The 25,232-nt window shown below is 41.9% G+C and carries 20 protein-coding genes; 17 read left to right on the forward strand and 3 right to left on the reverse strand.

Going from position 1 to position 25,232, the window contains the following annotated elements:
• Window positions 1-18: 18 nt before the first annotated feature.
• Together EFA69_RS06990 and EFA69_RS06995 are read right to left on the reverse strand one after the other, a co-directional pair.
• Complete coding sequence (locus EFA69_RS06990; protein WP_123132387.1) at window positions 19-1,602, reverse strand: hypothetical protein; 1,584 nt, start codon at window positions 1,600-1,602, stop codon at window positions 19-21.
• Window positions 1,580-3,157, reverse strand: coding sequence for an NAD(P)/FAD-dependent oxidoreductase (locus tag EFA69_RS06995; protein WP_123132388.1), 1,578 nt, complete (start codon window positions 3,155-3,157; stop codon window positions 1,580-1,582). Before EFA69_RS06995 ends, EFA69_RS06990 begins: the two co-directional genes overlap by 23 nt.
• A 394-nt stretch (window positions 3,158-3,551) precedes the next feature.
• Between EFA69_RS06995 and EFA69_RS07000 the strand changes: the two genes are divergently transcribed.
• The 7 genes from EFA69_RS07000 (at window position 3,552) to EFA69_RS07030 (ending at window position 11,076) form a co-directional block, all read left to right on the forward strand.
• A complete protein-coding gene (locus EFA69_RS07000) occupies window positions 3,552-3,953 on the forward strand; it encodes a sugar 3,4-ketoisomerase (protein ID WP_221175691.1) in 402 nt (133 codons plus the stop codon).
• Window positions 3,944-4,879 carry a GNAT family protein gene (locus tag EFA69_RS07005; RefSeq protein WP_123132389.1) on the forward strand — a complete coding sequence of 312 codons (936 nt, stop codon included), beginning with the start codon at window positions 3,944-3,946 and terminating at the stop codon, window positions 4,877-4,879. The genes EFA69_RS07000 and EFA69_RS07005 overlap by 10 nt, the downstream gene beginning before the upstream one ends.
• Window positions 4,880-4,976: 97 nt before the next feature.
• A complete protein-coding gene (locus EFA69_RS07010; RefSeq protein WP_183906716.1) occupies window positions 4,977-5,903 on the forward strand; it encodes a glycosyltransferase family 2 protein in 927 nt (308 codons plus the stop codon).
• A gap of 334 nt (window positions 5,904-6,237) precedes the next feature.
• A complete protein-coding gene (locus EFA69_RS07015; protein ID WP_123132391.1) occupies window positions 6,238-7,044 on the forward strand; it encodes a 2OG-Fe(II) oxygenase family protein in 807 nt (268 codons plus the stop codon).
• 205 nt (window positions 7,045-7,249) lie between these two features.
• Window positions 7,250-9,040 carry a hypothetical protein gene (locus EFA69_RS07020; protein ID WP_123132392.1) on the forward strand — a complete coding sequence of 597 codons (1,791 nt, stop codon included), beginning with the start codon at window positions 7,250-7,252 and terminating at the stop codon, window positions 9,038-9,040.
• A gap of 334 nt (window positions 9,041-9,374) precedes the next feature.
• Entirely contained in the window at window positions 9,375-9,803 is a 429-nt protein-coding gene (locus EFA69_RS07025) for a LexA family protein (RefSeq protein ID WP_123132393.1), read from the forward strand.
• Window positions 9,804-9,813: 10 nt separating this feature from the next.
• The gene (locus EFA69_RS07030; RefSeq protein ID WP_123132394.1) at window positions 9,814-11,076 is read left to right on the forward strand and encodes a Y-family DNA polymerase; all 1,263 of its coding nucleotides are present in this window, start codon (window positions 9,814-9,816) and stop codon (window positions 11,074-11,076) included.
• A 28-nt stretch (window positions 11,077-11,104) separates the two neighbouring features.
• On the opposite strand, the gene EFA69_RS07035 is transcribed toward EFA69_RS07030, so the two are convergent.
• Window positions 11,105-12,190 carry a mannose-1-phosphate guanylyltransferase gene (locus EFA69_RS07035; RefSeq protein WP_394342820.1) on the reverse strand — a complete coding sequence of 362 codons (1,086 nt, stop codon included), beginning with the start codon at window positions 12,188-12,190 and terminating at the stop codon, window positions 11,105-11,107.
• Between the two features lie 650 nt (window positions 12,191-12,840).
• Here EFA69_RS07035 and asnB point away from each other — a divergent pair.
• The 10 genes from asnB (at window position 12,841) to EFA69_RS07085 (ending at window position 25,231) form a co-directional block, all read left to right on the forward strand.
• Entirely contained in the window at window positions 12,841-14,748 is a 1,908-nt protein-coding gene (gene asnB, locus EFA69_RS07040; RefSeq protein ID WP_123132396.1) for an asparagine synthase (glutamine-hydrolyzing), read from the forward strand.
• Window positions 14,749-14,800: 52 nt separating this feature from the next.
• A complete protein-coding gene (locus EFA69_RS07045; RefSeq protein ID WP_123132397.1) occupies window positions 14,801-16,153 on the forward strand; it encodes a UDP-glucose dehydrogenase family protein in 1,353 nt (450 codons plus the stop codon).
• Window position 16,154: 1 nt separating this feature from the next.
• Complete coding sequence (locus EFA69_RS07050; protein ID WP_123132398.1) at window positions 16,155-17,147, forward strand: UDP-glucuronic acid decarboxylase family protein; 993 nt, start codon at window positions 16,155-16,157, stop codon at window positions 17,145-17,147.
• 149 nt (window positions 17,148-17,296) lie between these two features.
• Window positions 17,297-18,379 (forward strand): DegT/DnrJ/EryC1/StrS family aminotransferase, encoded by a 1,083-nt coding sequence (locus EFA69_RS07055; protein WP_123132399.1) that lies wholly within the window; start codon window positions 17,297-17,299, stop codon window positions 18,377-18,379.
• Window positions 18,380-18,448: 69 nt separating this feature from the next.
• Window positions 18,449-19,921: a lipopolysaccharide biosynthesis protein gene (locus EFA69_RS07060; RefSeq protein WP_123132400.1), complete on the forward strand. Its 1,473-nt coding sequence runs from the start codon at window positions 18,449-18,451 to the stop codon at window positions 19,919-19,921.
• Between the two features lie 32 nt (window positions 19,922-19,953).
• Window positions 19,954-20,652: a WbqC family protein gene (locus EFA69_RS07065; protein ID WP_123132401.1), complete on the forward strand. Its 699-nt coding sequence runs from the start codon at window positions 19,954-19,956 to the stop codon at window positions 20,650-20,652.
• A 58-nt stretch (window positions 20,653-20,710) separates the two neighbouring features.
• Complete coding sequence (locus EFA69_RS07070) at window positions 20,711-21,997, forward strand: ATP-grasp domain-containing protein (protein WP_123132402.1); 1,287 nt, start codon at window positions 20,711-20,713, stop codon at window positions 21,995-21,997.
• 3 nt (window positions 21,998-22,000) lie between these two features.
• Window positions 22,001-23,119 (forward strand): polysaccharide pyruvyl transferase family protein, encoded by a 1,119-nt coding sequence (locus EFA69_RS07075; RefSeq protein ID WP_123132403.1) that lies wholly within the window; start codon window positions 22,001-22,003, stop codon window positions 23,117-23,119.
• Between the two features lie 92 nt (window positions 23,120-23,211).
• Window positions 23,212-24,132: a glycosyltransferase family 2 protein gene (locus EFA69_RS07080; RefSeq protein ID WP_123132404.1), complete on the forward strand. Its 921-nt coding sequence runs from the start codon at window positions 23,212-23,214 to the stop codon at window positions 24,130-24,132.
• A gap of 199 nt (window positions 24,133-24,331) precedes the next feature.
• On the forward strand, window positions 24,332-25,231 hold the full coding sequence (locus EFA69_RS07085; protein WP_123132405.1) for a glycosyltransferase family 2 protein: 900 nt from the start codon (window positions 24,332-24,334) through the stop codon (window positions 25,229-25,231).
• Window position 25,232: the final 1 nt, after the last annotated feature.

The raw sequence follows: 25,232 nt of genomic DNA on the forward strand, positions 1-25,232 counted from the left end.
GTTGCGGGCAAATTGCAGTTACTGCACTTGCTGCGCGGGATATTCAGCCGTCATCTGTTTTTTGGGGAAAGGCAGCGGGTCTATTTGGTAAAGGAAGAAAGCGAACTGCGTGATGGTATTCCCCCTGAATTGGGCAATAAACGTAGCTGGGGAGAAAGCCCACGTGTACGGCAGCTCAGACCGGCAGATGAGGATGACGGGAGCATTCTTCTGTTGCGCGAGCGCCATGGCCCAATCCAATAAGACGTACGGCCGGAGGTCGTTGACTTCATTGGGGTCAAGGGTATAGAAGCTCTTCAGGTTTCCGGTAGGAAGATTATAGACAGGCTTGCCAAGGTAGGCTGTGATATTGGAGGTGGCTACTCCTTCATCGGTGGCGAAGACGTAATTGGATGGCAGCGTTTTTAGAAACTGCGTAGTCTGCTTACCGGCATAAAAGGGTTTCTGCCAATCTGTAGCCAGGGCATAGGCACCGGCTACAACTTGTAGAACGGCAAAAACAGTCAGGCAGAAAGAGAGCGCTGCACTAGGCCAGGTAGGAGCAGGCTTAAGCCGTTGAGCAGGGGAGCTGCCTTGGTCATAATAGCTTTTAAGCCACAGAAAGGCCAAAGTATACAAGAAGAAATGGGCATGGTGCCTCAGGCTGCCTTCGTATTTGAGGGCAAAGAAAACAAATAAGGCCGCAAACAGCAGAAAGAGAGGAAACAGCAACCGCTTTGTTCGATAGAATACCACCAGCAGAAAAGTCAGCAGTACGGCAGACAAAGGAATCTCCAGGCTGATCCTGAGAAGGGAAGTGTTCCAAAAAGTGGTGATAAAGTTAGGAACGGGTACAAATGCCTGCCACACGCGGGCCGCCGATTGGTAAAAGTAGTAGGGGTGGAAATATGTGAGCAACGACGCATTGGTTTCATTGGGGCGTACCATGCTCCAGAGAGAGAAAAGGCATCCGGCGGCCCAGAAGAGGATACCCACACCTTTCTTCAGATGAGAAATCTGCGCCCAATGGGGTGTTTGTTTCCATAGCTTGAAGGCTTCAGAGAAAAGCAGTAATCCCAATATCCCGGCCATCAGGAAACCAAACAAGTTGGTTTGAGCTAATAGTACCAAAAGAAGCAGGTAGAGGTACCAGTGCGTGAACCGTTTGGGGTAAAAAGTACAGACCAGAAACAAAGTGAACAGCTCTATGGCGTAGAGCCTGCTGATGAGGCCGTACTCAAACAAGCCGTAGTACCCAAAGCAAAACAATATTCTGAAAAGGCGGGAGAAAGGGGCGTGGCGCAGGAACACGTATACAAACCCTACCGCGAAGGCTGCCTGGGTTATTTTCAGAGCCTGTAGGTTAGTGGTAAATTTGGTGATAACAAAAAGCAGGCTGTACCAGAGGTTGGGGTGCCCCTCAAACCGCTTGTTGTGCAACAGCTCCGCATAGGAATTGCTGTAGAGGGCCAGGAGCCAGGGCTCGGTCTCATCAAACCACAACTCATGGAAGCCCATGAGCCAAGCCAGCAGCATGGCATACAGGAGCGTGAAAAACAGTGCGAAGGAGCTGTCGCGGGAGAGAGAATGCAAGAGTGGGTTAGGCTGTTTTAGAATGCTCATGGTATTCCTGTTCGGTGTTTACCTCCCAAAGATTGCTCTTGTCTGTGCGGCCTTGGGCAATATTCTCCACGGCCAGCATAGCGGTGAGCATGGAGTGGTCTTGGTTGTTGTATTTGTGCATGCCGTTACGGCCCACCAGAAACAGGTTCTCAATACCGTCTAGGTACGCCTGTACCTTGGGGAACTGGGCGTAAGAGCCAAAGTAAGCCGGATACGCTTTGGGCATTTTCACCACAGTGCCGTCTATGACTTGATCGGCGGAGATAATGCCCAGCTTTTGCAGTTCTTGCGTGGCCAGCTGCTGCAAATCAGCTTCCGGCATATGCCAGAGTTCATCGTCTTCCTGGCAGAAATATTCCACCCCCAGCCATACTTTGTCAGGATCAGAGACTAGATAAGGACTCCAGTTGTTGAAGAGCTGCAGGCGGCCGGCCAGCACATCGGGCTCCTGAATATAGATCCAGTTGTCCTGAATAGACTCGTTGTCTTCAGCGGGAATGGCCAACTTATGCAGCAGCAGGCCCACCGAGATGAAATTGCGGTAAGGGAGGTGCTCGGCAATTTCACGCACTTCTGGCGGTACCACCTCGCCCAGCGCCCGCACCAGCTCACGGATGGGCATGGTGGAGATTACATACTCCGGTTGTACCAGGTAAGTGGCGCCCGTGGCTGTATGCTCAATAGTAGCGGAAACAATCTTGTTGCCGCTCAACTCCAGTTGTACCACCCTCTGCTGCAGATGTACTTCGCCACCCTGGGTTCTGACTTTTTGGGTGACTACTTCCCATAAATGCCCCGGGCCCAGTTTAGGGTAGAGGAACTGCTCAATGAGGGAGGTTTCCACATCCTTCTGCCTAAAATCCGCCGAGGGCGAGAAGAACTGCTGGCGCAGAAAGTGTTTGATGGCTTGGGTGATGGACAACGCTTTGATGCGTTGGGCACCCCATTCGGCGCTGATCTGCTGGCAGGGCACTCCCCACACTTTCTCCGTGTAGGCTTTGAAGAAGGTGCGGTACAGATGTTCGCCAAAGCGATTGATGAAAAACTCCTCCAGGTTCTTCTCCTGTTTGATGGGCTTTACTACTTGCTTCAGGTAACTGAGTACTGCTTTAATAGACCATCCCAAACCCAGTTGGGAAAGCGTACCTACCGTGAAAGACAGCGGGTAGGCAAAAAATTTCCTGCGGAAGAAGATGCGTGATTTGCGTTGGCGCAGCAGCATGACATCATCTGAGTTTCCGGTGGCGGCGGTAACGGTGGGGACAGGGCGGTTCTTCCCTTGGTAGGCTAAGTTCCCTAAAGTCTGGCCTGCCTCCAGTTGCAGCGGCAGAATGGAAAGCCACCACTCCATGACCCGGTCCGATTTGGAGAAGAAACGGTGTCCGCCAATGTCCATACGGTTGCCTTTGTAGTTGATGGTGGCAGAGATGCCGCCAATCCGGTCAGTGGCCTCCACCACGTACGGATGCACCTGGGTTTGCTGCAGAAATTCAAAGGCGGCCGTCAAACCAGCTGGGCCAGCTCCTATAATGAGAGCTGTAGAGGGAGAAGACATAGAGGTAAGTAAAGTCGTAGTTCAAAGATAACAGTAGATTGTGAGATTATTAATCTTCCGCACAGCAAGTGGCTTACCACAGCACCAGTGACGGAGAACGAGAGGCTAGCGGTGTGTAAAGGCGTTTAGCGGCTCATTTTCCAGAATTGGCCCTAAACTGGGGAAAGACCCCCTAAACGCCTTTGAGACCGCGGAAGAAACGTGTTGCTTTGCCGTAATGGGAGCGGCCGGTAACAGCAGAGTAGAATATTGCGTGGGTGCGGGATTTAGATTCGACTTTTACCGATTTCAGGGCCCGATGTTTTTTGGTACCTTGCTTACCCTTAAGATTGGTAGATGGTTGGGCTATGTTTTGGGAAGGGAAGTCGCTTTGGCTGGAGAAATAAGATGCAACGTGAAGAAACCTTACTTGATTGAATTTGACGGAATTGGAGCCCCGGAAATAGGGTTTATTTCTGTTGCAGAAAGCAGCGGGGCTCTCCCGTTTGAGGTGCAAAGAATCTTCTGGACATATGGGACTCCGGAAAGCATTGTGAGAGGTAGGCATGCCCATTACCAGACAGAGCAGATCATTATAGCCGTGGCCGGGCGTATTCTGGTCACCACAGAGCAGGCGAATGGCACTATAGAGGTCTTTGTCTTGGAGAAACCCTCGCAGGGCGTGTATGTTCCTCCCAATGTATGGCACACTATGCAATACTCTAAGGGTGCGGTGCAGATGGTGCTGGCGTCTACGGCCTATCAAGAAGGAGATTATATCAGGGATTACGCAGAGTTCAAAAGTATATGGGGGTAGAAGAACTATTAGAAAGCCGGGAAGAGAAACTGGTCTATTACAGTCCCTACAGTTTCGTGCGGGAGATCAAGCCCCCTGATCAGTTTGATCTTTTTGTGAGGCCTAAGATCGATGTCTTTGGCACCACAGATTCCCAGCGTCAGTTTACGGCTACTGTGGCGGGGATGGACTTCGTGTTTCTGTACGAGTACCTGCCCTGGGACAGCCAGTACTTTGCCAAAGCCTGCTTTAAGCTGTTCACTGTCTTATTCTCCCGGCAACATGCCCCGGCTTTGGTGCAAGCCATCCATCTTTTCAGGAGTAAGCTGCAAAAATCAGGGGCCTTCTATTGCTTCTCAGAGATTCCATCCGAAGATATTTTCCTGATTCAATGCCTTAATGAGGCTGGTGTACGGCTGGTAGAAACGCGCCTGCATTACTTCAGGAGAAAAACGGCAGATGTTGATGCTGTTAGATATGCTGTACGGGAGGCAACCGCAGCTGATATTCCCGCACTCTCCAGCGTGGCGGCTTCCAATAGGAATAGCTATGACAGACTTCACGCAGACTATACGTTCTCAGACATGGAGGCAGACCGCTATTTAGCCACGTATGCTGAAGCCGCAGTAAACGGTTTTTGTGACCATGTGTTCGTGCCTGATGTGCCCGGGCTTCCTGTTGCCTCTTTCATAGCGTTTGACCATGATACTGAAGTTTCACCAAAGCATCTCTTTGAGGCAGTCCGTATAAAACTGTCGGCAGCAGCTCCAGAGAATAAAGGGTGGTTGTTTAAGTTGCTTTCAGAGGTGATATGCTATGCCGAAGGGCAAAAAGAGTGTTTCTTTATATACCCAACCCAGGCTACTAATAGAGCGGCTCTCAGAGTATGTGAGAAATTAGGATTCAGTTACGGAGCTGCTTCCCATATCTTCGCCTTTGGTTCCTGAATAACAATTACCTTTAAACCCATTAGTAACCAATGCGGCCTGTTGTATAGCCGCTAACTGATTGTATCAAGTTGCGCCTTCTATCCTATTCTTCAATATGCCTTTACTCTCTGTTATCATTCCTTGCTATTTCAATGAAGCGAATATTCCGGTAACGGCGACGAAACTACTGCGCAACGAAAATCTTTTCCCTAAAGATGTAGCGTTTGAGTATGTGTTTGTAGATGATGGTTCCCAAGACCGCACTTTTGAAGAACTTTTAAAAGTGAAGGCTGCTCATCCTGAAAAGGTAAAGCTGGTGAAGTTAGTTAGAAACGTTGGTTCATATAATGCGGTAATTGCAGGAATGGAATTCGCCACTGGTGATTGTACCGTCATTATCTCAGCCGATTTGCAGGATCCACCAGAATTGATGGTGAAGATGCTTGAATATTGGCGGCAAGGATTTAAACTGGTGATCGGTAACAGGCAAGACAGGCAAGATCCTTTTTTGAAAAAGAAAATTGCGTCTGTTTTCCATGCTATAATGCGTAAAACCGCTATTAATAATCTACCAAAGGGTGGCTTTGACTACATCTTTTTTGATAAGTTTATTAGAGAGGAAGTATTGAAGATGAAAGAAAGCAATAGCAATGTTATGTATCTCATTGCCTGGCTGGGATTTGAGTATGTTAGTATTCCTTATGTTAGATTAAAAAGAGAAATTGGGGAAACCCGGTGGACTTTTGGAAAGAACGTAAAATTGTTTTTAGACTCCATTCTATCTTTTTCCTACCTACCCATTAGAATTATTGCCATAATGGGCTTACTCTTGGGGGGAGTTGCATTGTTGTATGGAATGTTTTTGATTGTAGCTAAAATAAGCGGTGCTGCCTTAGTGGAAGGATGGTCTTCTCTAATGGTGGTCCTTTTGTTTGTTTCTTCTTTCCAAATGATTGCTCTTGGCGTTATTGGGGAATATGTGTGGCGTGCCCTAGATGCTTCCAGAAAACGGCCTCTCTACCTGATAGACAAAGTTCTTTAGAAATGTAAAAGATTAACCCAGAGGAGTGCTTGTTATTTCTTTATACAGTTTCTTGTGCAGGCATTTGCTTGTTTTCTGGCTTACTTCCAAAAAGATAGCTAGAAAACAGGAGGCAGATATAACAGAGACCGTTATAGAGCTTATAATGGAAGAACACCTTGGGCGGATTCTAGATACTTCATTTAATGGAGGCTAGAGCAGGTTCTATATCTGATCATATATTTTAGTTTATAATTTTTTTCTCAATAGGATGTATAAATAGAATAAGGCAAAGAGTGCGTATAAGCCGTTTTTAATCTAGTATTAGTACTGCTTTAAATAACTTTAACAGATCATGACTAATAAACATAACCCATCAAAAGTTACTATAGATGGGGAACGGGCCTATGGTGAAGACATAGTGCTTCTACACCAGCATGATAATCTGATTCTCCATACAGATTGGAATGATGATGGATATCTTGTTGCTCCACTTTTCAATAGTGCAAAAGAATGGAATAACTTAATAGAAGGTTTAGCCAGTATCTTCTTTGAGGGTATAAGGCTAGCCGGAATAAACATTCCTTCAAACTTTCAAATTGAGCATTACCATCATCTTGTGAAGGATAATCAAATTCTGCATTTGCAGGTAATGGCGTATACAAAGCTGCTTCAACTTCATCAATTCCCCACAGATGTGCGTAAATTAACCAGCCGGGTGTCTGATTTGGTGGGAGTAAAGCTGAAAGCCCATAATCCACAAACAAACGAGCAGGTTTTTCATTTACGGGTTATCCGACCGGGTTACAGTGATTTCAACCCGCTACACCGGGATGTGTGGTTAGACATATATCGGGATTGTGTCAATATATATGTTCCTGTGGCAGGGAGCACAAGTGAATCTTCTTTGCCAGTTGTACCAGGCAGTCATTATTGGCCTGAATCTGAGGTGGAGCGCACAATTGCTGGAGCCGTTATGAATGGTTCGAAATATAATGTTCCTGGTTTAACGGGGGCTAAAAAAGAATTGAATTTAATTAGGCCTAATCCTTTATTTAATGAGATATTAGTATTCTCTCCCTATCTTATTCATGGAGGAGCTGCTAACCTAAACTATGACCAAACAAGAGTGTCATTAGAGATGCGTTTTTGGAGAGAATAACTGGCCCTAATTCTATTTTGATTAAAACATAATAAGAACAAGTCTACCTTATAGAATAGACATCATTGCAACACTTCCTTTAAATATTTTCTTCTCTGAGAAAATCCTCTAGAGGAAAATGGGGAGGGGATACTGCTTGGTTAAGCCAGTGAAATATAAATTACTCTGATTTTCGCTTTTAAATGGTTGCTTGCGCTTACACATCATGTTTATTATTCTACTTCTAGGTGTTCTACTTTTTGTTGTCTTCTATCTGATTGGGTGCTTTTTCCTGCAACTCAGGGTAGAAAAGAAGAATGATGTTACGCAGCATGTGCTGAACTTTTGGGTAGGCTTGCTAGTGAGTGTGTCTTTGTATGCGTTGTTCAAAGCCAATTTAGTAACAGTCCTGATCCTGATACCGCTGGTGCTTCTTTCGTTTAGGCACAGTTTTAAAGGATTTGAGAGAGAGAGACTGGTGTCAACGACCATGTTTTTGCTTTGTGCGGGCGGGCTCTATATAGGGATGTTCTTCTTGCAGGTGAACTTTAAAATTGATGTCCTGAACAACCCATTAGACTACCTGTTTCACCTGCATCCGTTTGATGGGGAAAGATACGTTTACAGTACTATCATGAGCTTTCTGCACTATGATGAAGTAGAAACCATGAGCATGGAGTCTGTATTGTCCGGAACTTCCGGCGTGTCTCTGTACCATTTTCTGGAGTTCTGGCTGGGGAGCTTGTTTAAAACCCTCTACAACGCGAAGAGTGATCTCGTGCTGTTTTACTTTGTCTACCCTCTCTTTAAAACCTTCACGGTATTAACCATCTTTTCAGTATTCTCTGATAAGATACAAGACAAAAAGGCGCTCGGCTTAGTGCTCGTTATTCTCTTTTGCTTCACGGTATTTGGGTTTTTATGGATCACGGCTGCCATAAGCAAGATTCATCTGCGTGACATTGTCATGATGCCCATGCTGGTGTTGTCTTTCAGGGCTTTGTATTTGAAAAAGTATACTGTCGCTGTGGCGCTATTGATGGTTGCCTCTGTTGAGTACGTCCTCTTTTTACCCGTCCTGTGTTTAACCATATGCCTTTTCTTTTCTAAATATTCAAAGACTGATCTGTTGAAGGTGGCTGGTTTCCTGGTAGCCTATGGCTTGTTTTTCTATCTCTTCAAAGAAAAGGTAGAGAATAAATATTTCGACCTTGGTGCGAGAGATGCCGTGCTGGCCTTATTCTCGGCGGAGAAGATCCGGCAAGTGTATAGGGTATTGCTGCTGGCAGTCTTGACGTATCCTGTCAGGCTAGTAGTGGCTTATTTTGTTCTGGCTTCTTTTGAGCCTCTTAAGCAGAAGAGGTTCCTGCCAGATATAGGTTATTGGGTAGTGCTATTCTTTATAGGGTATCATTTGCTTTTCGCGGTGGCTTCTGATATGTCTTTAGATGCCTGGCAACTTAAACATGTGGCGGTGTTGCTGTCAACGGTGGCGTTTGTCTTCCTGTTGTATGAATTAGTGAAAAGGAGAATGTACAGTCTCTGCCTGGTGGTTTTGTTGTTGCTAAGCGATTATAAATATCCCTTTGGGGAAGTGGAAGAGGGGAAGGTATACGATGGGGCTCTGGAAAAGAAACTTGAGTTGCTGGGGATGGGGAAACAGTTGAAGGGTTTTTTTGTTGACGAGGCAGAAGGACTGCCCGAGAAATGGGCCTTGTTCTACTATCCAACCCGGGCTACTGACTATGCCAGAAGTAATGATTTCAGGATGTACTTGTTTAACTATGACATAAGCAGGTTCAAAGGTTCAATTGCGAAATTAGAGCCATCGGCGCGGCCCATCCTGCATAGAATTACACAGCCTTTGTTTTCTATGGAGACAGATATCTTAGAAAACGCAAAGAAATACGATATTTCCATCGTCTGGATTAACAAGAACTCCAAATACTCAAGCGCTTTCAGAAACAAGGAAGTGCTGCATGAGTTAGAGGATTATTATATCTACCATATTGAATAACTCTTTTTTCTTGTATAAAACATTCCTGCCTTTGTGGGTAATTGATTCTGTTTTAGGGCTAATTTCAGGAAAAGAGCCTCTAAACGGAAGAAGGACCTTCCTTAGATGGTGCTAAGTCTTGTGGCTATATCTTCTCTCTAGGAACAGCACCTGCGCTGGCTTTTTCTTAAAAATAGCTAATGGTTTTAGTGGATTTCGTTTGATGAAATATCGTCTTGTTGTCTTCTATATCAATCGTGTGGAAAAATAAACCTTGGTTAAGGGATAACTAAGTAAACAAAATGCTAAAATTATTAGTAAAATTGAGCCTGTAATCATTCTTACTGCTCAATCTATGCTTGTAGAAGAACTATATGCCGCCCAGGTAGAATATACCGTTTATGAAATGCCACTCTTTGGCACGCTGGTCCCTGCCGGATTCCCGTCGCCGGCTGATGATTACCTGGAGGCGCAACTCAACCTCCATAGTTATCTTATACCTCGGCCGGCCACTACATTCCTGGTGCGCGTGAGCGGGGAATCAATGGTCAAGGCAGGTATTCGGTCAGGAGATCTGCTGGTGGTAGACCGGTCTCTGCGGGCCACGGACCAACGGATTGTATTGGCTGCCGTGAACGGAGAGTATACCGTAAAGCGCTACTGTGAAATTGGCGGCAGAAGATTTCTGAAAGCCGAAAATGATCTGTATCCTACTATTGAGTTGAGGCCGGAAGATGATTTCTCTATTTGGGGTGTCGTGACCTCTGTGGTGCACCAGTTTTAAGGAGAAGGCTATGTTTGCGTTAGTAGATTGCAATAACTTCTATGTGTCTTGTGAGCGGGCGTTTGATGCCAGTATTAAGCGCAAGCCGGTGGTGGTGTTGTCAAACAATGACGGCTGCATTATTTCCCGTTCTCAGGAAGCGAAGGATATGGGTATAAAGATGGGAGAGCCATACTTCAAGAGAAAGCAGTGGCTGGAGGAGAAGGGAGTGAGGGTTTTCTCCTCTAATTATACCCTGTACGGCGACATGTCTTCGCGGGTCATGGAGCTGCTAAATGATTTTACACCCGAATTGGAGGTATATAGCATTGATGAGGCTTTCCTTCGTCTAGATGGGTTGGTGCACCTCAACTTGAAGGAGTATGCCCAAAAAATTCGGGGAACAATAGGAAGAGGATTGGGGATACCAGTTTGCGTAGGCATTGGCCCTACCAAGACCTTGGCAAAATTGGCTAATCATTTAGCCAAGGAAAAGCGGCAGCAGAGCGGTGGAGTGTGGATCATTCGTACTGAGCGAGAATGGGAAGAAGCGCTGCGGGCTGTTTGGGTGAAAGACGTATGGGGCGTGGGACGGCAGTATGCGGCCCGGTTGCAAGCCGCAGGGGTGGAGCGAGCTTTTGATTTAACCCAGTGCAGCGTAGATTGGGTGCGGCGGCAGTTGGGGGGTGTGGTAGGGGTGCGGGTGCTGAAGGAATTGCAGGGAAAACCTTGTCTGCAGACCGTGCTGCCTCAGGAGAAGAAAAGTATTGCCAGTACCAGGTCTTTCGGGAAGCCGGTACAAAGTTTGGCGCAGTTGCAGGAGGCGGTAGCTGCCTATGTTACCCGGGCAGCAGAGAAGTTGCGGAGACAGGGTTCGGCGGCGGGAGCCATCACGGTCTTTATCCACACCAACCGTTATGCGCCGGTAGAGCAGTATTTTAAAAGTATTACCTTGGAAATGCCGGTGGCCACTGATTCTACTGTGGAACTGGTGCAGCGGGCGGTGGAAGGGGTGAAGCAGATTTTCAGGCCGCTGATACAATACGGCAAAGCAGGCGTTGTTTTAACAGACCTTGTGCCAGTGCAGGCGGTGCAGCCAGACTTATTTGCTCAGTCTACTGTGGTGGCACATCAAGAATTAATGAAATCATTAGATCTCCTGAACCAAAGGTGGGGAAGCGGTACGGTAGTGGTGGCTGCTGTAGGCATGCGACAAGAATGGAAGATGCTGAAAGGAATGTGTTCCCAACGGTTTACTACCCACTGGAATGAATTGCTTCAAGTGAGGTGTTAAATCTGCGCCTGTACAAGAGCCAGAGGGGTTAAGCAAAATTGGCTTCTTTTTGAGCTTTCACATCAGACACAAAGTCTTTTACTTTTTGCTCATCTGTGCGGCGGCATACCATTAACACGTCATCGTATTCCGCAACTATATAGTCTTGCAGGCCCTGTAAAACTACTAACTTGTTTTGCGGGGTCTTTATGATGCAGTTCTGGGTGTCATACAGCAGGGTGTTACCATCAATGACATTCCCTTCCGCGTTTTTCTCGGCCAGGTTGTATAAAGAGTTCCAGGTGCCTAAATCAGACCAGCCAAATTCACATAAGATGACATACACATTGCTGGCTTTCTCCATGATGCCATAATCAATGGAGATGTTCTGGCATTGAGAATAAGCGCTATCTATAAAAGTGGGTTCAGCCTGTGTATAATAAACGGGGCTGCCTGCTTCAAACAGAGCGGCTAGCTCTTTTAAGTTCTCCTGAAATGCTTTGAGTATAGTTTGAACGTTCCAGATAAAAATGCCCGCGTTCCAGACAAAATCACCGCTGTTAAGAAAAGATTGGGCTGTTTCTAAGGTTGGCTTCTCCGTAAAGTTCTTCACCTTTTGCAATGGACCATGCTCCTCCGTAAGGTATTGGATATAGCCGTAACCAGTATCGGGCCGGGTAGGTTTGATGCCCAAGGTAACCAAAATATCTCTCTTTGAGGCTGCTTCCAAGGCTTGCCTGATGATGATGGTAAAAGCTTCTTCTTTGAGAATTACATGGTCTGCCGGAGCTACTACAATATTGGCCTCCGGGTTCCTCTGGGCTATTTTAAAACAGGCATAGGCAATACAGGGAGCGGTATTGCGGCCTATTGGTTCCTGTAAGAGCTGTTCATCTTGCAGTTGCGGTAGGTGCTGGCGTACCAGGTGTGCGTATTCTCGGTTAGTAACAATATAGATATTGCTTATAGGGCAAAGGCCTGTAAACCGCCTTACGGTGGTTTGAATCATGCTTTCTCCCATCCCTAGAACATCATGGAATTGCTTAGGATGGTTGTTCCTGCTGAAAGGCCAGAACCTGCTTCCTATACCCCCTGCCATTATCACTACAAAAGTATTCTCTGCGAAACCAGCCATATCCATTCTAATTTGAAACGCTTATTCTTTGGCTTGTGAGCACAATACCAAATATATAAGTTGTTGTTAAAATTCCAACTATTTATTGAATAATATCGCATTCATACTGTGTGTTGTGGCTAATGGCCTTTTAAATGAAGAGAAAGCTGAATTTAAATTTGTTTAGCGCCTATTTTTCTGAAAACAGCTGCAAAACAGAGAGCGATGTGAAAGATGAAAGAGAATGAATGGGTATGAAATTGATTTCTATTTAATAAAGGCTTTCATGTTCTTCTTTATTAGGCAGGGCTTGCTTAGTAACGTAAGGGGGCTGGGTGTAGTAGGCACAAAACCGCTTTCTGGCAATTAGAAGATGCCGACAGTAGTTAAGTAAGAGGGTGCCTTCTCGTTCAAAAACTATTGTTTATACTTTCAAATGAATTGGTATTTCTTTGTGAATACTCTGATGCATGAAAGTAGGGATCAGTTTTAAATATGGCAATAACAGGGCGTAATGGCTTTTCGTTTTTGCGTATTTGGCAATTTAGTTAAGGTAGTTTGGTGATAATGTTTTGTTGCAGAGCCAAGTGAGTGGTCAAACCTAATTTTATAATTGGGATTTAACAATATGCTAAAACCAAATCGAGGATATGTCGTATCTTTGCGGCAATATGTGCGGAATATCAGGAATCTACGCTTTTACTCAAGAAGGACGTGACGTCATTCAACGTTTGCCAGACTCTACAGATGCGCTACAGTTGCGTGGTCCGGATTCTGGGGGGCATTTTACCCATGGTTCTGTAGGATTGGGACACCGAAGGCTGTCTATCATTGATGTGAGTGATGTGGCGTGTCAGCCAATGGTGGATGAGACAGCCAGGTATACCATTGTCTTTAACGGCGAAATCTTTAATTACCAAGAGCTCAAAAAGCAGCTCCTGGATAAGGGGTACACCTTCTTTTCCCAGTCAGACACAGAGGTGTTGCTCAAGTATTACATGGAAGAGGGGCCTTCTTTTTTAAAGAAACTGAATGGTTTCTTTGCCTTCGCCATCTATGACAAGGAAGAAGAAACCTTGTTTGTAGCCCGTGACCGTATGGGAGTGAAGCCCCTGCTGATGTTCCAGGATGAAGATAAGTTAGTCTTCGCATCAGAGATGAAATCATTGCTGGCTTTTGGGATTCCGCGTAAACTGGATTATGTTTCTCTGTACGAGTATCTGCAGCTGAACTATATTCCTGCCCCAGCCTCTATTTTCAAAGGCGTGAAGAAACTGATGCCTGGCCACTACTTCATGGTGGGCAAAAAAGGTAAAGTAGAGATCAAGCGCTGGTATAAAATTCCTTACGACGAGAAGAAAGCCAAAAAGAATGACCTCTCATATGAAGCGCAGCAGAAAAAGCTGGTGGACCTGATGGATGGAGCTGTGCAGCGCCGTATGATTGCAGATGTGCCTTTAGGGGCTTTCCTGAGCGGTGGGATAGATTCTTCTGTGATTGTAGCTCTGGCTTCGCGACATACGCAGCAATTGAACACCTTTTCCATTGGCTACAAAGATGAACCTTTCTTTGATGAGACCAAGTATGCCAAACTTGTAGCAGAGAAATACAAGACCAACCATACCGTCTTTTCGCTCACCAACAATGACTTGTATGAGCATTTGTTCAGAGCTATTGATTATATAGATGAGCCTTTTGCCGATTCATCTGCCCTGGCAGTTAATATCTTAAGCCACTACACGCGGCAGAAGGTAACAGTAGCCTTGTCTGGAGACGGGGCAGACGAGCTGTTTGCCGGGTATAATAAACATATGGCAGAGTACAAGGTGCGCCAGGGCGGCTTTTTGGCCGAAACTGTAACTGCTCTGTTGCCACTATGGGAGATGATGCCAAAGTCGCGTAATTCGTCTTTTGGTAACCGCATACGGCAGTTCCAGCGGTTTGCGGAAGGAATGAATCTTTCTGCGAAAGACCGGTATTGGCGTTGGGCTTCCTTTGCCACGGAGAATGATGCCAAATCTTTGCTCAGCGGTAAGGCCAAACGTATTCTTTCCAAAGATGTCTACAAGAAGCGCCGCCAAAAAATACTGAGCCATTTGTCACAGAAAGGTGACATCAATGAGGTGCTGTACACTGACATGCAGTTAGTGCTGCCCAATGACATGCTCACCAAGGTAGACCTCATGTCTATGGCCAATAGTTTGGAAGTACGTACGCCTTTTCTTGACTATAAAGTAGTGAACTTTGCCTTCTCCTTGCCGCAATCTTCTAAGATTGACGGAGGTATGAAGAAGAAGATTGTACAGGATGCTTTTAGGGGCATGCTGCCTCCAGAATTGTACAAACGTCCCAAACATGGTTTTGAGGTGCCACTGCTCAAATGGTTCCAGAATGAACTGCGCCCCATGATCATGGATGATTTGTTGTCTGATGCATTTATTGAGGAACAGGGGGTTTTTAATTTGAAGGAGATTCAGCGCTTAAAGGCACAGCTTTTTTCCAGTAATCCAGGTGATATTCATGCCCGCATTTGGGCGCTGGTAGTGTTCCAGCACTGGTGGAAGAAGTGGATGGCATAGAAGTGATAGATTATTCGTAACTATAATCATTCTTATATAACGATTTTTACCCATGAAAATAGCTGTAGTAGGAACAGGATATGTAGGGCTGGTGACAGGTACTTGCTTTGCAGAAGTAGGTATTGAGGTGACTTGTATAGACGTGAACGTCAAAAAAATAGAAGACCTAAAACAAGGTGTTCTGCCTATCTACGAGCCTGGGCTTGAAGAGATGGTGTTGCGCAATGTGGCCAAAGATCGCCTTCATTTCTCCACAGATCTGGCTACTGCCATTCAGGGGTGCGATGCTGCCTTTATTGCGGTAGGTACTCCTCCGGGAGAAGACGGCAGCGCAGATTTGAAATATGTATTAGGTGTGGCCCGGGAAATTGGGCAGCACATGAATGATTACCTAGTGGTAGTCACCAAAAGCACCGTGCCGGTAGGTACGGCTAAAAAAGTGAAACAAGCCGTAACGGAAGAGTTAGAAAAGCGTCAGTCTGACCTTCAGTTTGATGTAGCTTCCAATCCTGAGTTCCTGAAAGAAGGGGCCGCTATTGAAGATTTCCTCAAGCCAGACCGTATTGTCATTGGGGTGGAGTCTGAGCAGGCAGAAGAAGTGATGCGGAAGCTGTATAAACCGTTCTTGTTGAACGGCCATCCAATCATCTTCATGGATGTACCTTCTGCTGAAATGACGAAATATGCTGCCAACTCCATGCTGGCAACTAAGATTAGTTTCATGAATGACATCGCGAACCTTTGTGAGATCATGGGGGCAGACGTGAACATGGTGCGCCGGGGTATTGGCAGTGATACTCGTATTGGTAATAAGTTCATCTACCCAGGGATTGGCTACGGTGGTTCCTGCTTTCCTAAAGACGTGAAAGCCTTAATCAAAACTGCGGCAGAGAATGGTTACCAAATGCAGATTTTGCAGGCGGTAGAGTCTGTGAATGAAAACCAGAAAGAGGTGCTTTTCAATAAAGTAATAAAACACTTCGGCGGGGACCTTGCAGGAAAGACTTTTGCTTTGTGGGGGCTCTCCTTCAAGCCTAAGACTGATGATATGCGCGAAGCGCCATCTTTGGTTATCATTGAGAAACTTCTTGCAGAAGGCGCTAGTGTGGTAGCCTATGACCCTGTCGCCATGAAAGAAGCCCAGCACATGCTTGGTGACAATGAGAAAGTAACATATGCTAAAGATGAATATGATGCCCTCATTGATGCAGATGCTTTATTGGTAGTGACAGAATGGCCTGAATTCCGTTCGCCTAATTTCCAGGTAATTGGAAAGCTGTTGAAGAATAAAGTCATTATTGATGGCCGCAATATCTATGAAGCAAAAGAAATGCAAAATTTAGGTTTTGCATACTATGGTATTGGCGTACAAGAAGTGCAACCAGTAACTGAAATGACGAACTAACATGGCTGAGGCAAGAAAAAGAGTACTCATTACCGGTGGCGCCGGCTTCCTGGGGTCGCACCTATGTGACAGGTTTATCAAAGAGGGTTACCATGTCATTGCTATGGATAATCTCATTACAGGTGACCTGAAAAATATAGAGCATTTATTTAGACTGGAGCAATTTGAGTTCTATAACCATGATGTGTCTAAGTTTGTGCATGTACCAGGGCGGTTGGATTATATCCTCCATTTCGCTTCGCCTGCTTCGCCTATTGATTACCTTAAGATTCCAATTCAAACCTTGAAAGTGGGTTCTTTGGGAACTCATAATCTTTTGGGATTAGCCAAAGATAAAGGAGCTCGTATCTTAATTGCTTCCACTTCTGAAGTTTATGGTGATCCTGAAGTGCATCCACAATCAGAAGAGTATTGGGGCAATGTCAATCCCGTAGGCCCACGTGGGTGCTATGATGAAGCCAAACGTTTTCAAGAGGCAATGACGATGGCGTATCATATGCATCATGGCTTAGAGACTAGAATTGTGCGCATCTTCAATACCTATGGACCTAGGATGCGCCTGAATGATGGGAGGGTATTGCCAGCTTTCATGGGGCAAGCGCTACGAGGTGAAGAACTTTCTATTTTTGGTGATGGTTCACAAACTAGGTCTTTCTGCTATGTAGATGATTTAGTAGAAGGTATTTACCGTTTGTTATTAAGTGAATATGCCCTTCCTGTGAATATAGGGAATCCAGCAGAGATAACCATCAAAGAGTTTGCCGAAGAGATCTGTCAATTAACAGGAGTGGAATTAAAGTTGGGCTATCAACCTCTTCCCAAAGATGATCCACAGAGACGACAGCCAGATATCACAAAAGCCAAAGAGATACTTGGGTGGGAACCTAAAGTTACAAGAACGGAGGGATTAAGGCGTACTTTGGAATATTTCAAAGAGAACGTAGAAACGGCAGAGCCTGTTCATAGATCTTTTTTTAATAAGGATTCGAAATAGAGTGCTGTGAGGAATTCTAGATATATCAATAATTAAAATAAAACAATAATAAAGTTAATCAATTTGTGGAGTAGCAACTTTATAAATAAAGTAACTGTAAGGATCAGAAAAATAGCAAGAACAGAAGAATAACGGAGAATAGATTTTTTATGATCAATGTGACTAAACCATTTTTGCCTCCCAAAGAGGAATACAACCATTATTTAAAGGAAATTTGGCGTAGAGAATGGTTGACAAATAATGGCCCATTAGTGAATGAATTAGAGCTAAAGCTGAAGGAGTATTTGGATGTGCCTCATTTGTTCTATGTAAATAATGGAACAATAGCTATTCAAATTGCAATCAAAGCATTAGGTCTTAAAGGGGATGTTATTACTACCCCTTTTTCGTTTGTAGCTACTACAAGTAGTATTGTATGGGAGAACTGTAGACCGATTTTTGTTGATATAAATCCAAAGACATATAATATAGATCCAAAGTTAATTGAACAAGCTATCACTCCAGAAACAACCGCTATTGTAGCTACTCACGTATTTGGGAATGCATGTGAAGTGGAACAGATAGAGGCAATAGCTAAAAAGCATAACTTAAAGGTTATCTATGATGGAGCCCATGCCTTTGGGACTCAGCGAAATAATAAGTCTATTTTTTCTTTTGGCGATATAAGTACACTTAGTTTTCATGCAACAAAGTTGTTTCATACCATAGAGGGAGGAGCAATTATTACCCATGATGCTTCCATCGCAAATGAAATAGCACGCATGCGCAACTTTGGGCTAGAGGGGGGAGAGAGTATAAAATGCGTAGGTATAAATGGTAAAAATAGTGAGTTCCATGCTGCTATGGGTCTTTGTAATCTTAAGTATATAGATGAGATACTTGAGAAGAGAGCTGTTTTATCTGCCAGATATACAAAGATGCTTGAGCCTTTGCGAATTGGAGAAATATTCAGCCATGCCCCTAATGGATTTAATTATGCATATTATCCAATTTTGTTCAAAAATGAAGCAATCCTTCTAAAAGTAATAGAGGCGTTGCACAAAATATATGTTCACCCAAGGCGGTATTTTTATCCATCATTAGAAACATTGAGTTACATTACTCCAAAGCAAGAAGCAAAAAACTCTAATGATGTTTCTTCACGGGTACTGTGCCTACCTCTATACCATGATCTGTCTTTTGAAGAGGTTGACATGATATCAAGAGCAATTCTTAGAACGCAAAATTATTGAAAGAAGTTAGATTTGGCTTAGATAGTTGCTGTGGTTCAATGGTAGAAACTAGAGCAAGAGAGAAAGATTATGTCTAAAAATTTGAAAGAAAAGGCCTATAAAGGTTTTGTATGGTCATCTATAGAAAGATTTGGTACTTTAATAAGTGATTTTGTTATTTCTATATTTATTGCACGAATCCTTTCTCCTAAGGAATTTGGGTTAATAGCAATGGTAGCTGTCTTTACTGCTTTCTTGTCTCCATTTGTAGATGCAGGATTAGGCAAAGCTTTGATTAGAAAAAAGGAGCCGTCTGATGAAGACTATTCTACTGTATTCTGGTGGAATCTGGGACTTTCTATTATAGTCTATTTGTTGATCTATTTATGCGCACCTGTTGTTGCCAATTTCTATGATCAACCTCTTTTGGTAGATATAATGAGAGTAATGGGACTATTACTTATCATACAATCACTAAGTATTATACAAACTAATCGTCTTTTAAAAAGGCTTGACTTCAAGCCTTTGGCTATTCGTACTATTACTAGTTCTGTTATTTCTGGAGTAATAGGGCTTTACTTGGCATATGTTGGATGGAGTTATTGGGCATTAGTAGTGCGCTCCTTGATTGGTGCTTTAATATCTTCTATTCTGCTTTGGTCTTTGAGTAGATGGAAACCTTCACTTATATTTTCTTTACAAGTATTTAAGGAGTTGTTTGGGTTTGGTTCTAAACTTCTAATAGCAAATTTACTTGATGTTGCTTTTAAGAACATATATCCTTTGATTATTGGGAAGTACTTCTCAGCTGCGTCTTTAGGTTTGTATAGCAGAGCAGTTGCTTTTAAAGATATTCCCCAAAATCTAATCATCTATGTTACTTCTAAAGTAACTTATCCCATTTTTGCTGAGCTACAGGATGAAAATAGCGATTTAAGGGCAGGATATAGCCGTATGGTAAAGCTTGTGTCATTTATATATTTTCCGCTGCTTATGGGAATAATGGGTTTGAGCAAAAATATTGTTTTAGTATTACTTACGGAGAAGTGGTTAGAGGTAGTGCCAATGTTGAAGCTATTGGTATTCGTGGGTCTGCTCCATCCTATACATTCTATAAATTTAAACCTCCTTACGGTTAAAGGGAAGTCAAACTTATTCCTTTATTTGGAAGTCGTGAAGAAAATTTTAATTGTTATCGTGTTAGTCATTAGTTACAGATGGGGAATACTGGGGTTAATTTATGGTCAAATTGTACAATCTTGTTTGTTTCTCTTTATTAATACATATTTTACTGATAAATTAATTGATTATGGGATATTGAAACAATTCAAAGATATCCTGATTTCATTAATTATTTCTGTAGCAATGGGATTGGCTTTAATGTGGGGAAGTGAGGTTCTGTCTGTCTTTACTTGGTGGAGTTTAATTGTGTGGATAATGGTAGGTTCAGGCATATATGTAGGGCTCTCCTTTCTATTTAATGATACTGAATTTAAATATCTAAGATCTTTCCTGCATGGAAGGATAAAGCTTTCAGCCTTTAAGTTTAAAGAAAGGGTGTAAAGAAGTTCTATAATATATAAGCGACTGGACATATGAAGCTTGCTATCATGCAGCCCTATTTCTTTCCATATATTGGATATTATCAATTGCTACATGCTGTTGATAAATTTGTAATATATGATGATGTGAACTTTATAAAGAGAGGTTGGATTAACAGGAATAATATCTTGATAAATAACAAGCCATCTTTATTTACAATACCTTTGACAGGTGCGAGCCAAAATAAACTGATTAAGGAAGTTACCGTTACGGACCTTGAGAAATGGAGTAATACATTTTTTAAGACAATTGAGCAGAGTTATAAGAAAGCTCCTTTTTATAATGCAACAATTTCCATCTTGAAGAATGTGCTATATTCTGAGCATCAGAATATAGCTGATCTATGTTATGCATCATTAGTAGCCGTAGTTGAATATCTTGGATTAACCACTCAAATAATCAGGTCATCGGCAATATATAACAATCAAGAATTAAAAGGACAAGCCAGAATTTTGGATATCTGTCTGCAGGAAAATTCAAAGGTCTACATAAATCCTAAAGGAGGAATGGATTTATACAATAAAGAGATATTTGAAAAAGAGGGAGTGAAGCTGCAGTTTATACAGTCATTAGATGTAAGATATAAGCAATATACCTCAGAGTTTGTGCCTTGGTTGTCAATGATTGATGTCTTGATGTTTAACTCTCCAGCCGAGATCAAAATAATGCTAGATAAATACGAACTTATTTAAGCAAACAGAAAAATATGTATTCTACATACAAATAAAGTAGGTGTAAACTTATCTAATAATGAAGAAGATCAAAGTCTTGATATATCCATGTGGAGCTGAGAATGCTCTTGAAGTTTATGCTGCCATAAGACACAGCGTACATGTTCAAGTTGTTGCCGCTACCAGCAAGTATGACCACAGTGACTTGATTTATGAGGAGCAGGTGTTTATTCTTCCTAATGTTGTAGATACAAATTTTGTAGAAGAAGTTAATGATCTCATTCTTCAGGAAAAGATTGACTTTATTTTTCCAACGCATGATACAGTTGCGTTGTACTTAGCAAAATATCAAGCGGTCATCAAGGCGGGAGTTATTACGTCAGATTATGTGACGAATGAGATCTGTAGGTATAAGTCAAAAACTTATGAAGTGTTTTCTTCACAGCCTTTTGTTCCCATAGTATTCAATAATGTCATCCCGAATGAGTTTCCAATCTTTGCGAAACCAGATGTAGGTGAGGGAGCCAAAGGAGCTTCCAAAATTTCTAACCTTGAAGAGTATAATCAACTACAGGCTAAGGTCTCTTCACGTGATTTAGTTTTTGTTGAGTATCTGCCAGGCAAAGAGTATACCATTGATTGCTTCACAGACAGAAATGGGAAGTTGCTTTTTTGTGGAGCCAGGGAGCGGGCGCATGTGTCCATGGGGATCTCTTTTCATAATAAGGAGTTTGCCGTCACAGAAGACATAAAAAACATCGCAGATGCCATTAATACTAAGCTTTCACTAAGGGGGCTGTGGTTTTTTCAACTGAAAGAAGATAAGAATGGCCATCTGAAACTACTTGAGGTTTCTACTAGAGTAGCCAGCTCTATGGGCTTCTTCAGGCAGAAGGGCGTAAATTTTCCTCTCCTAAGCATCTTTGATGCAATGGGAATGAATGTGGAAATAAATTCTAATGAATTTACGGTAGAATTGTTTAGAAGCACCACAAACAGATATAGGTTAGGTATTGATTATGATAACGTTTATATAGACTTTGATGACACATTAATTGTTAACAACAAGGTAAATTTGTCTTTAATAAAGTTTATTTATCAATGTATATCAAAAAACAAAAGAATCATACTAATTACTAAGCACGCAGAGGATTTAACTGTAACTTTGAGAAAATATAGGATTAGTCCGGTATTATTTGATGAAATAGTTGTCTTAAAACTTACTGATAGAAAATCTGAAGCGATTAAAAAACATAGATCAATCTTCATTGATAACTGGTATTTAGAAAGAAAAGAAGTTAAAGAAGCGCTAGGAATTCCTGTATTTGATGTGGATGCAATTGATGGCTTATTAAGTGGATATTAATTTATGAAGATGATCAAGATAGGAATGTTTTCCTTCGCCGATATCAATAACTATGGAGATATTCTTTTCTCGCATATTTTCAAAAGAGAGGTTGAGGCGCGAATTCCTAATGTAAAGATAACCTTCTTTACGCCCGCAGATGCTCTGGTTGAAGGGTTTTCCTATGAAGCGTATACCTCTGAAAAGGTTAATGAAAAATATGATGCTTTGATATTGGCCGGTGGGGAAGTAGTCCATTTCTATGATGAACGCACCTGGTTCCCTATCTATAAGAAAAGTAATCTGGAGGTTGCGTCTGCAAAACCTTCAGACGTTGTATGGGATTGGGCGTTAAATTGTAAATCTAGCTTCAAAGCGTGGTTATCTGTGGGCGTAAGACCATTTGAAGATACTTCTAACGCAGAAAAAGTAGATTCAGTAATAAATACTCTTGATTACATCTCCGTTAGAGGAATCCTTTCTAAAAAGATTCTGGAAAACAAGATAGATACCTATAACTCTAAAATAACAATCACGCCAGACTTAGGATGGTTATTCCCTGATCTGTTGCTGTCTAGTGGGGAGTATGGGGTACATTTTGGAAAATTTATCTCTTCCCAGAAATATGTTATTTACCAGGTAAATAATATCAATAATGAAGAAGCGAAGCTAATAGCGCAAGCTTTGTTAGCTTTTGAAGCACAAACGGGTTTAAAAGTTTATTTACTGCCCGTGATTCATCCATGGGAAGACGAAAAATATCTGGCCCTTATAGAAGAGTATTCTGAGGGGAAAGTGAAGATGTTACCTGCTACTTTGACTACTATGGAAATTGCGGATGTGATTCTTCATGCAGAGTTAGTTTTATGCTCAAGCCTACATACCGCTATTACTGCCTTGGCCTTTGGCATTCCTTCCGCGATCATCAATAAATGGCAGGGAACCAAATTACAGGATTTATTTGGCCTCCAATTTAGAACAGAGTTTCTTTCTAGTGATTTTAATATGACGTATGATATGTTGATGAAGTTGTATAACACTAGAGATGAGCAGAAGCCAGCTTTGAAGTTATACGCTGATTTCATGAAGGAGAAGCTGAAATCAGTATTTGACGAATTATGTACTAAAATTTTATCCCATTAATTTCCTCCCCGCATATACTTATTTTATTTTAACGTTCTATAATAGCGTAAGGAAATATTTCTAAGGGTATAAATGAGTACACTTTTAATTATATGAAACCATTCGTTAGTATAGTTGCTTTGTGTTATAATCATGAGCCATATATAAAGGATGCTTTAGATGGCTTTTTGATGCAAGAAACTAGTTTTGATTATGAAGTTATTGTTCATGATGATGCATCAACAGACAATAGTCAAAAAATAATTCTAGAATATGAAAGAAGATATCCTGGAATTATTAGAGCTATATGTCAAAGTGAAAACCAAAAGTCGAAAGGCAATGGGCTCGTTACTAAAATAGCTTATTCAGCGGCGAAAGGAAAATATATTGCTACATGCGAGTGCGATGATTTCTGGATCGATCCACAGAAACTACAAAAGCAAGTTGATTTTTTAGAAGATAATCCTGACTATATCATGTGTTTTACCAACGGTTGTGTGGTTGACTCGGATAAAAGGGTTGTACAGGACTATCAGGTTGTGAATAACAAAAAAGGAACATATACATTGAATGATGTGCCTGTATTTGCTCCTCATCACACAAGAACTTTTAGGAATTTCGATTGGAGTTCGGTGCCGGAACTTGTGTATGAAGCAAAAGGAATGGATACTTTTATTTGCGCATGGTTAATGAAATTTGGGAATATTAAATATTTTGATTATGTGTCTAGTGCATATAGGATACATTCAGGGGGGATTTTTAGCTCACTTTCAAAACTGGAAGAGAAACAGCATTTGATTGATACTCGTCTTATTTTGTTAAAGATGTTGCCTGGGCATAAAAGAGTTCAAAATCAACTTATTGATCATCTAGATGGTGCTAGTAAATATATATATAAATTAATTGAGCTTAAGAAGTTTTATCTGCTTTTTTATAGGATTTTCAAAGTTGTAGATATAATGTATAAGTTCAGATCTTTAAAATTCTATATGAAGGGATTATTAAGGTTTTTATATAGATCTTTGATGAGGTAATTTACTTTGTAAAGTATTGGTCGTATGTTAGATATTGTGATATAATTGTGTTTTATTCTTTAATCTTTTAGGTCGAGACATTGGTTGTTTTGCATATATATAGAATATAATGTGTTGGAGTTTGAAAATATATTGTAATTTAAAGTATGATTATGATTTATATATTGGGTTTAACTGAAAAAGAACACTAAAATTTTTTATGATTTCCATTATAATTCCTACATACAATCGTGATGAGATGTTAAACTTAACATTGTCTTCATTAGTTCAAGTGATTGATGGTATTGATGCTGAGATAATTGTTGTGAATGATTGTCCTGAGAGAGTTCCGCAGGTCAATGGGAAATTTCTATCAAATGTTAAGATTGTAAATAATCCTAAAAAAGGAGTAGGTGCAGCACGAAACTATGGTGTTGAAACAAGTAGGGGGGAGTATATAATTTTCATGGATGATGATTTCTTAATAAGTAAGGAGAGTATTTTGGGTCTTGTTAAGTTGTTAATCATACATCCAGACAAAGTCTTCAATCCCTCATGGATTTATCCTCCTGATTTATTAGAGGACGCTAGTAAGATGAAGTTTGGGAGGTATATTATTCGTGAAGGATTTACTTCTCTAAAAGATAGAATGAAAGATTATGGATGGATTAATGATTCAATTTTTGAGAGAGTTAACGGGCTAAGTAGTGGCTTGTTGGCTATAAGCCGAGAAAATTTTATCAAGACTGGAGGATACGATACTGACATGGTCTTCGGGAATGACCGTGACTTCTCATTGAGGATTAAAGCATCTGGAATAAAACTTTATATTGCTCCATTTATATCGGCTTTTCATAATGAGCGTGATAAATTAAATTTACATAGTTGGTTGAACCGAAGAAAGTTTGGTGTTCAACAATTAGTAAAACATAAAATGGTTGCTATTCCAAATTATAATCCAATCAAGAAAATACTATTAAAGCTTTTTAGTAGATATAAAAATGTTTTATTTTTTATTGAAAATTACATACCTAATAAAAAGTATTTAGATTGGCTATACTCCAAAGTGTTAAATATTCTTTTTGCAGTGTACCTCTTTGAGGCTTATACAGAAAAATAGC

The sequence above is a fragment of the Rufibacter immobilis genome, from assembly GCF_003721565.1.
Taxonomy (GTDB): domain Bacteria; phylum Bacteroidota; class Bacteroidia; order Cytophagales; family Hymenobacteraceae; genus Nibribacter; species Nibribacter immobilis.

Bases quoted from the DNA above. Each gene is read 5' to 3' on its own strand.
- EFA69_RS06990 (WP_123132387.1), bottom strand. From the start codon at position 1,602: ATGAGCATTCTAAAACAGCCTAACCCACTCTTGCATTCTCTCTCCCGC.
- EFA69_RS06995 (WP_123132388.1), bottom strand. From the start codon at position 3,157: ATGTCTTCTCCCTCTACAGCTCTCATTATAGGAGCTGGCCCAGCTGGT.
- EFA69_RS07005 (WP_123132389.1), top strand. From the start codon at position 3,944: ATGGGGGTAGAAGAACTATTAGAAAGCCGGGAAGAGAAACTGGTCTAT.
- EFA69_RS07010 (WP_183906716.1), top strand. From the start codon at position 4,977: ATGCCTTTACTCTCTGTTATCATTCCTTGCTATTTCAATGAAGCGAAT.
- EFA69_RS07015 (WP_123132391.1), top strand. From the start codon at position 6,238: ATGACTAATAAACATAACCCATCAAAAGTTACTATAGATGGGGAACGG.
- EFA69_RS07020 (WP_123132392.1), top strand. From the start codon at position 7,250: ATGTTTATTATTCTACTTCTAGGTGTTCTACTTTTTGTTGTCTTCTAT.
- EFA69_RS07025 (WP_123132393.1), top strand. From the start codon at position 9,375: ATGCTTGTAGAAGAACTATATGCCGCCCAGGTAGAATATACCGTTTAT.
- EFA69_RS07030 (WP_123132394.1), top strand. From the start codon at position 9,814: ATGTTTGCGTTAGTAGATTGCAATAACTTCTATGTGTCTTGTGAGCGG.
- EFA69_RS07035 (WP_394342820.1), bottom strand. From the start codon at position 12,190: ATGGCTGGTTTCGCAGAGAATACTTTTGTAGTGATAATGGCAGGGGGT.
- asnB (WP_123132396.1), top strand. From the start codon at position 12,841: ATGTGCGGAATATCAGGAATCTACGCTTTTACTCAAGAAGGACGTGAC.
- EFA69_RS07045 (WP_123132397.1), top strand. From the start codon at position 14,801: ATGAAAATAGCTGTAGTAGGAACAGGATATGTAGGGCTGGTGACAGGT.
- EFA69_RS07050 (WP_123132398.1), top strand. From the start codon at position 16,155: ATGGCTGAGGCAAGAAAAAGAGTACTCATTACCGGTGGCGCCGGCTTC.
- EFA69_RS07055 (WP_123132399.1), top strand. From the start codon at position 17,297: ATGATCAATGTGACTAAACCATTTTTGCCTCCCAAAGAGGAATACAAC.
- EFA69_RS07060 (WP_123132400.1), top strand. From the start codon at position 18,449: ATGTCTAAAAATTTGAAAGAAAAGGCCTATAAAGGTTTTGTATGGTCA.
- EFA69_RS07065 (WP_123132401.1), top strand. From the start codon at position 19,954: ATGAAGCTTGCTATCATGCAGCCCTATTTCTTTCCATATATTGGATAT.
- EFA69_RS07070 (WP_123132402.1), top strand. From the start codon at position 20,711: ATGAAGAAGATCAAAGTCTTGATATATCCATGTGGAGCTGAGAATGCT.
- EFA69_RS07075 (WP_123132403.1), top strand. From the start codon at position 22,001: ATGAAGATGATCAAGATAGGAATGTTTTCCTTCGCCGATATCAATAAC.
- EFA69_RS07080 (WP_123132404.1), top strand. From the start codon at position 23,212: ATGAAACCATTCGTTAGTATAGTTGCTTTGTGTTATAATCATGAGCCA.
- EFA69_RS07085 (WP_123132405.1), top strand. From the start codon at position 24,332: ATGATTTCCATTATAATTCCTACATACAATCGTGATGAGATGTTAAAC.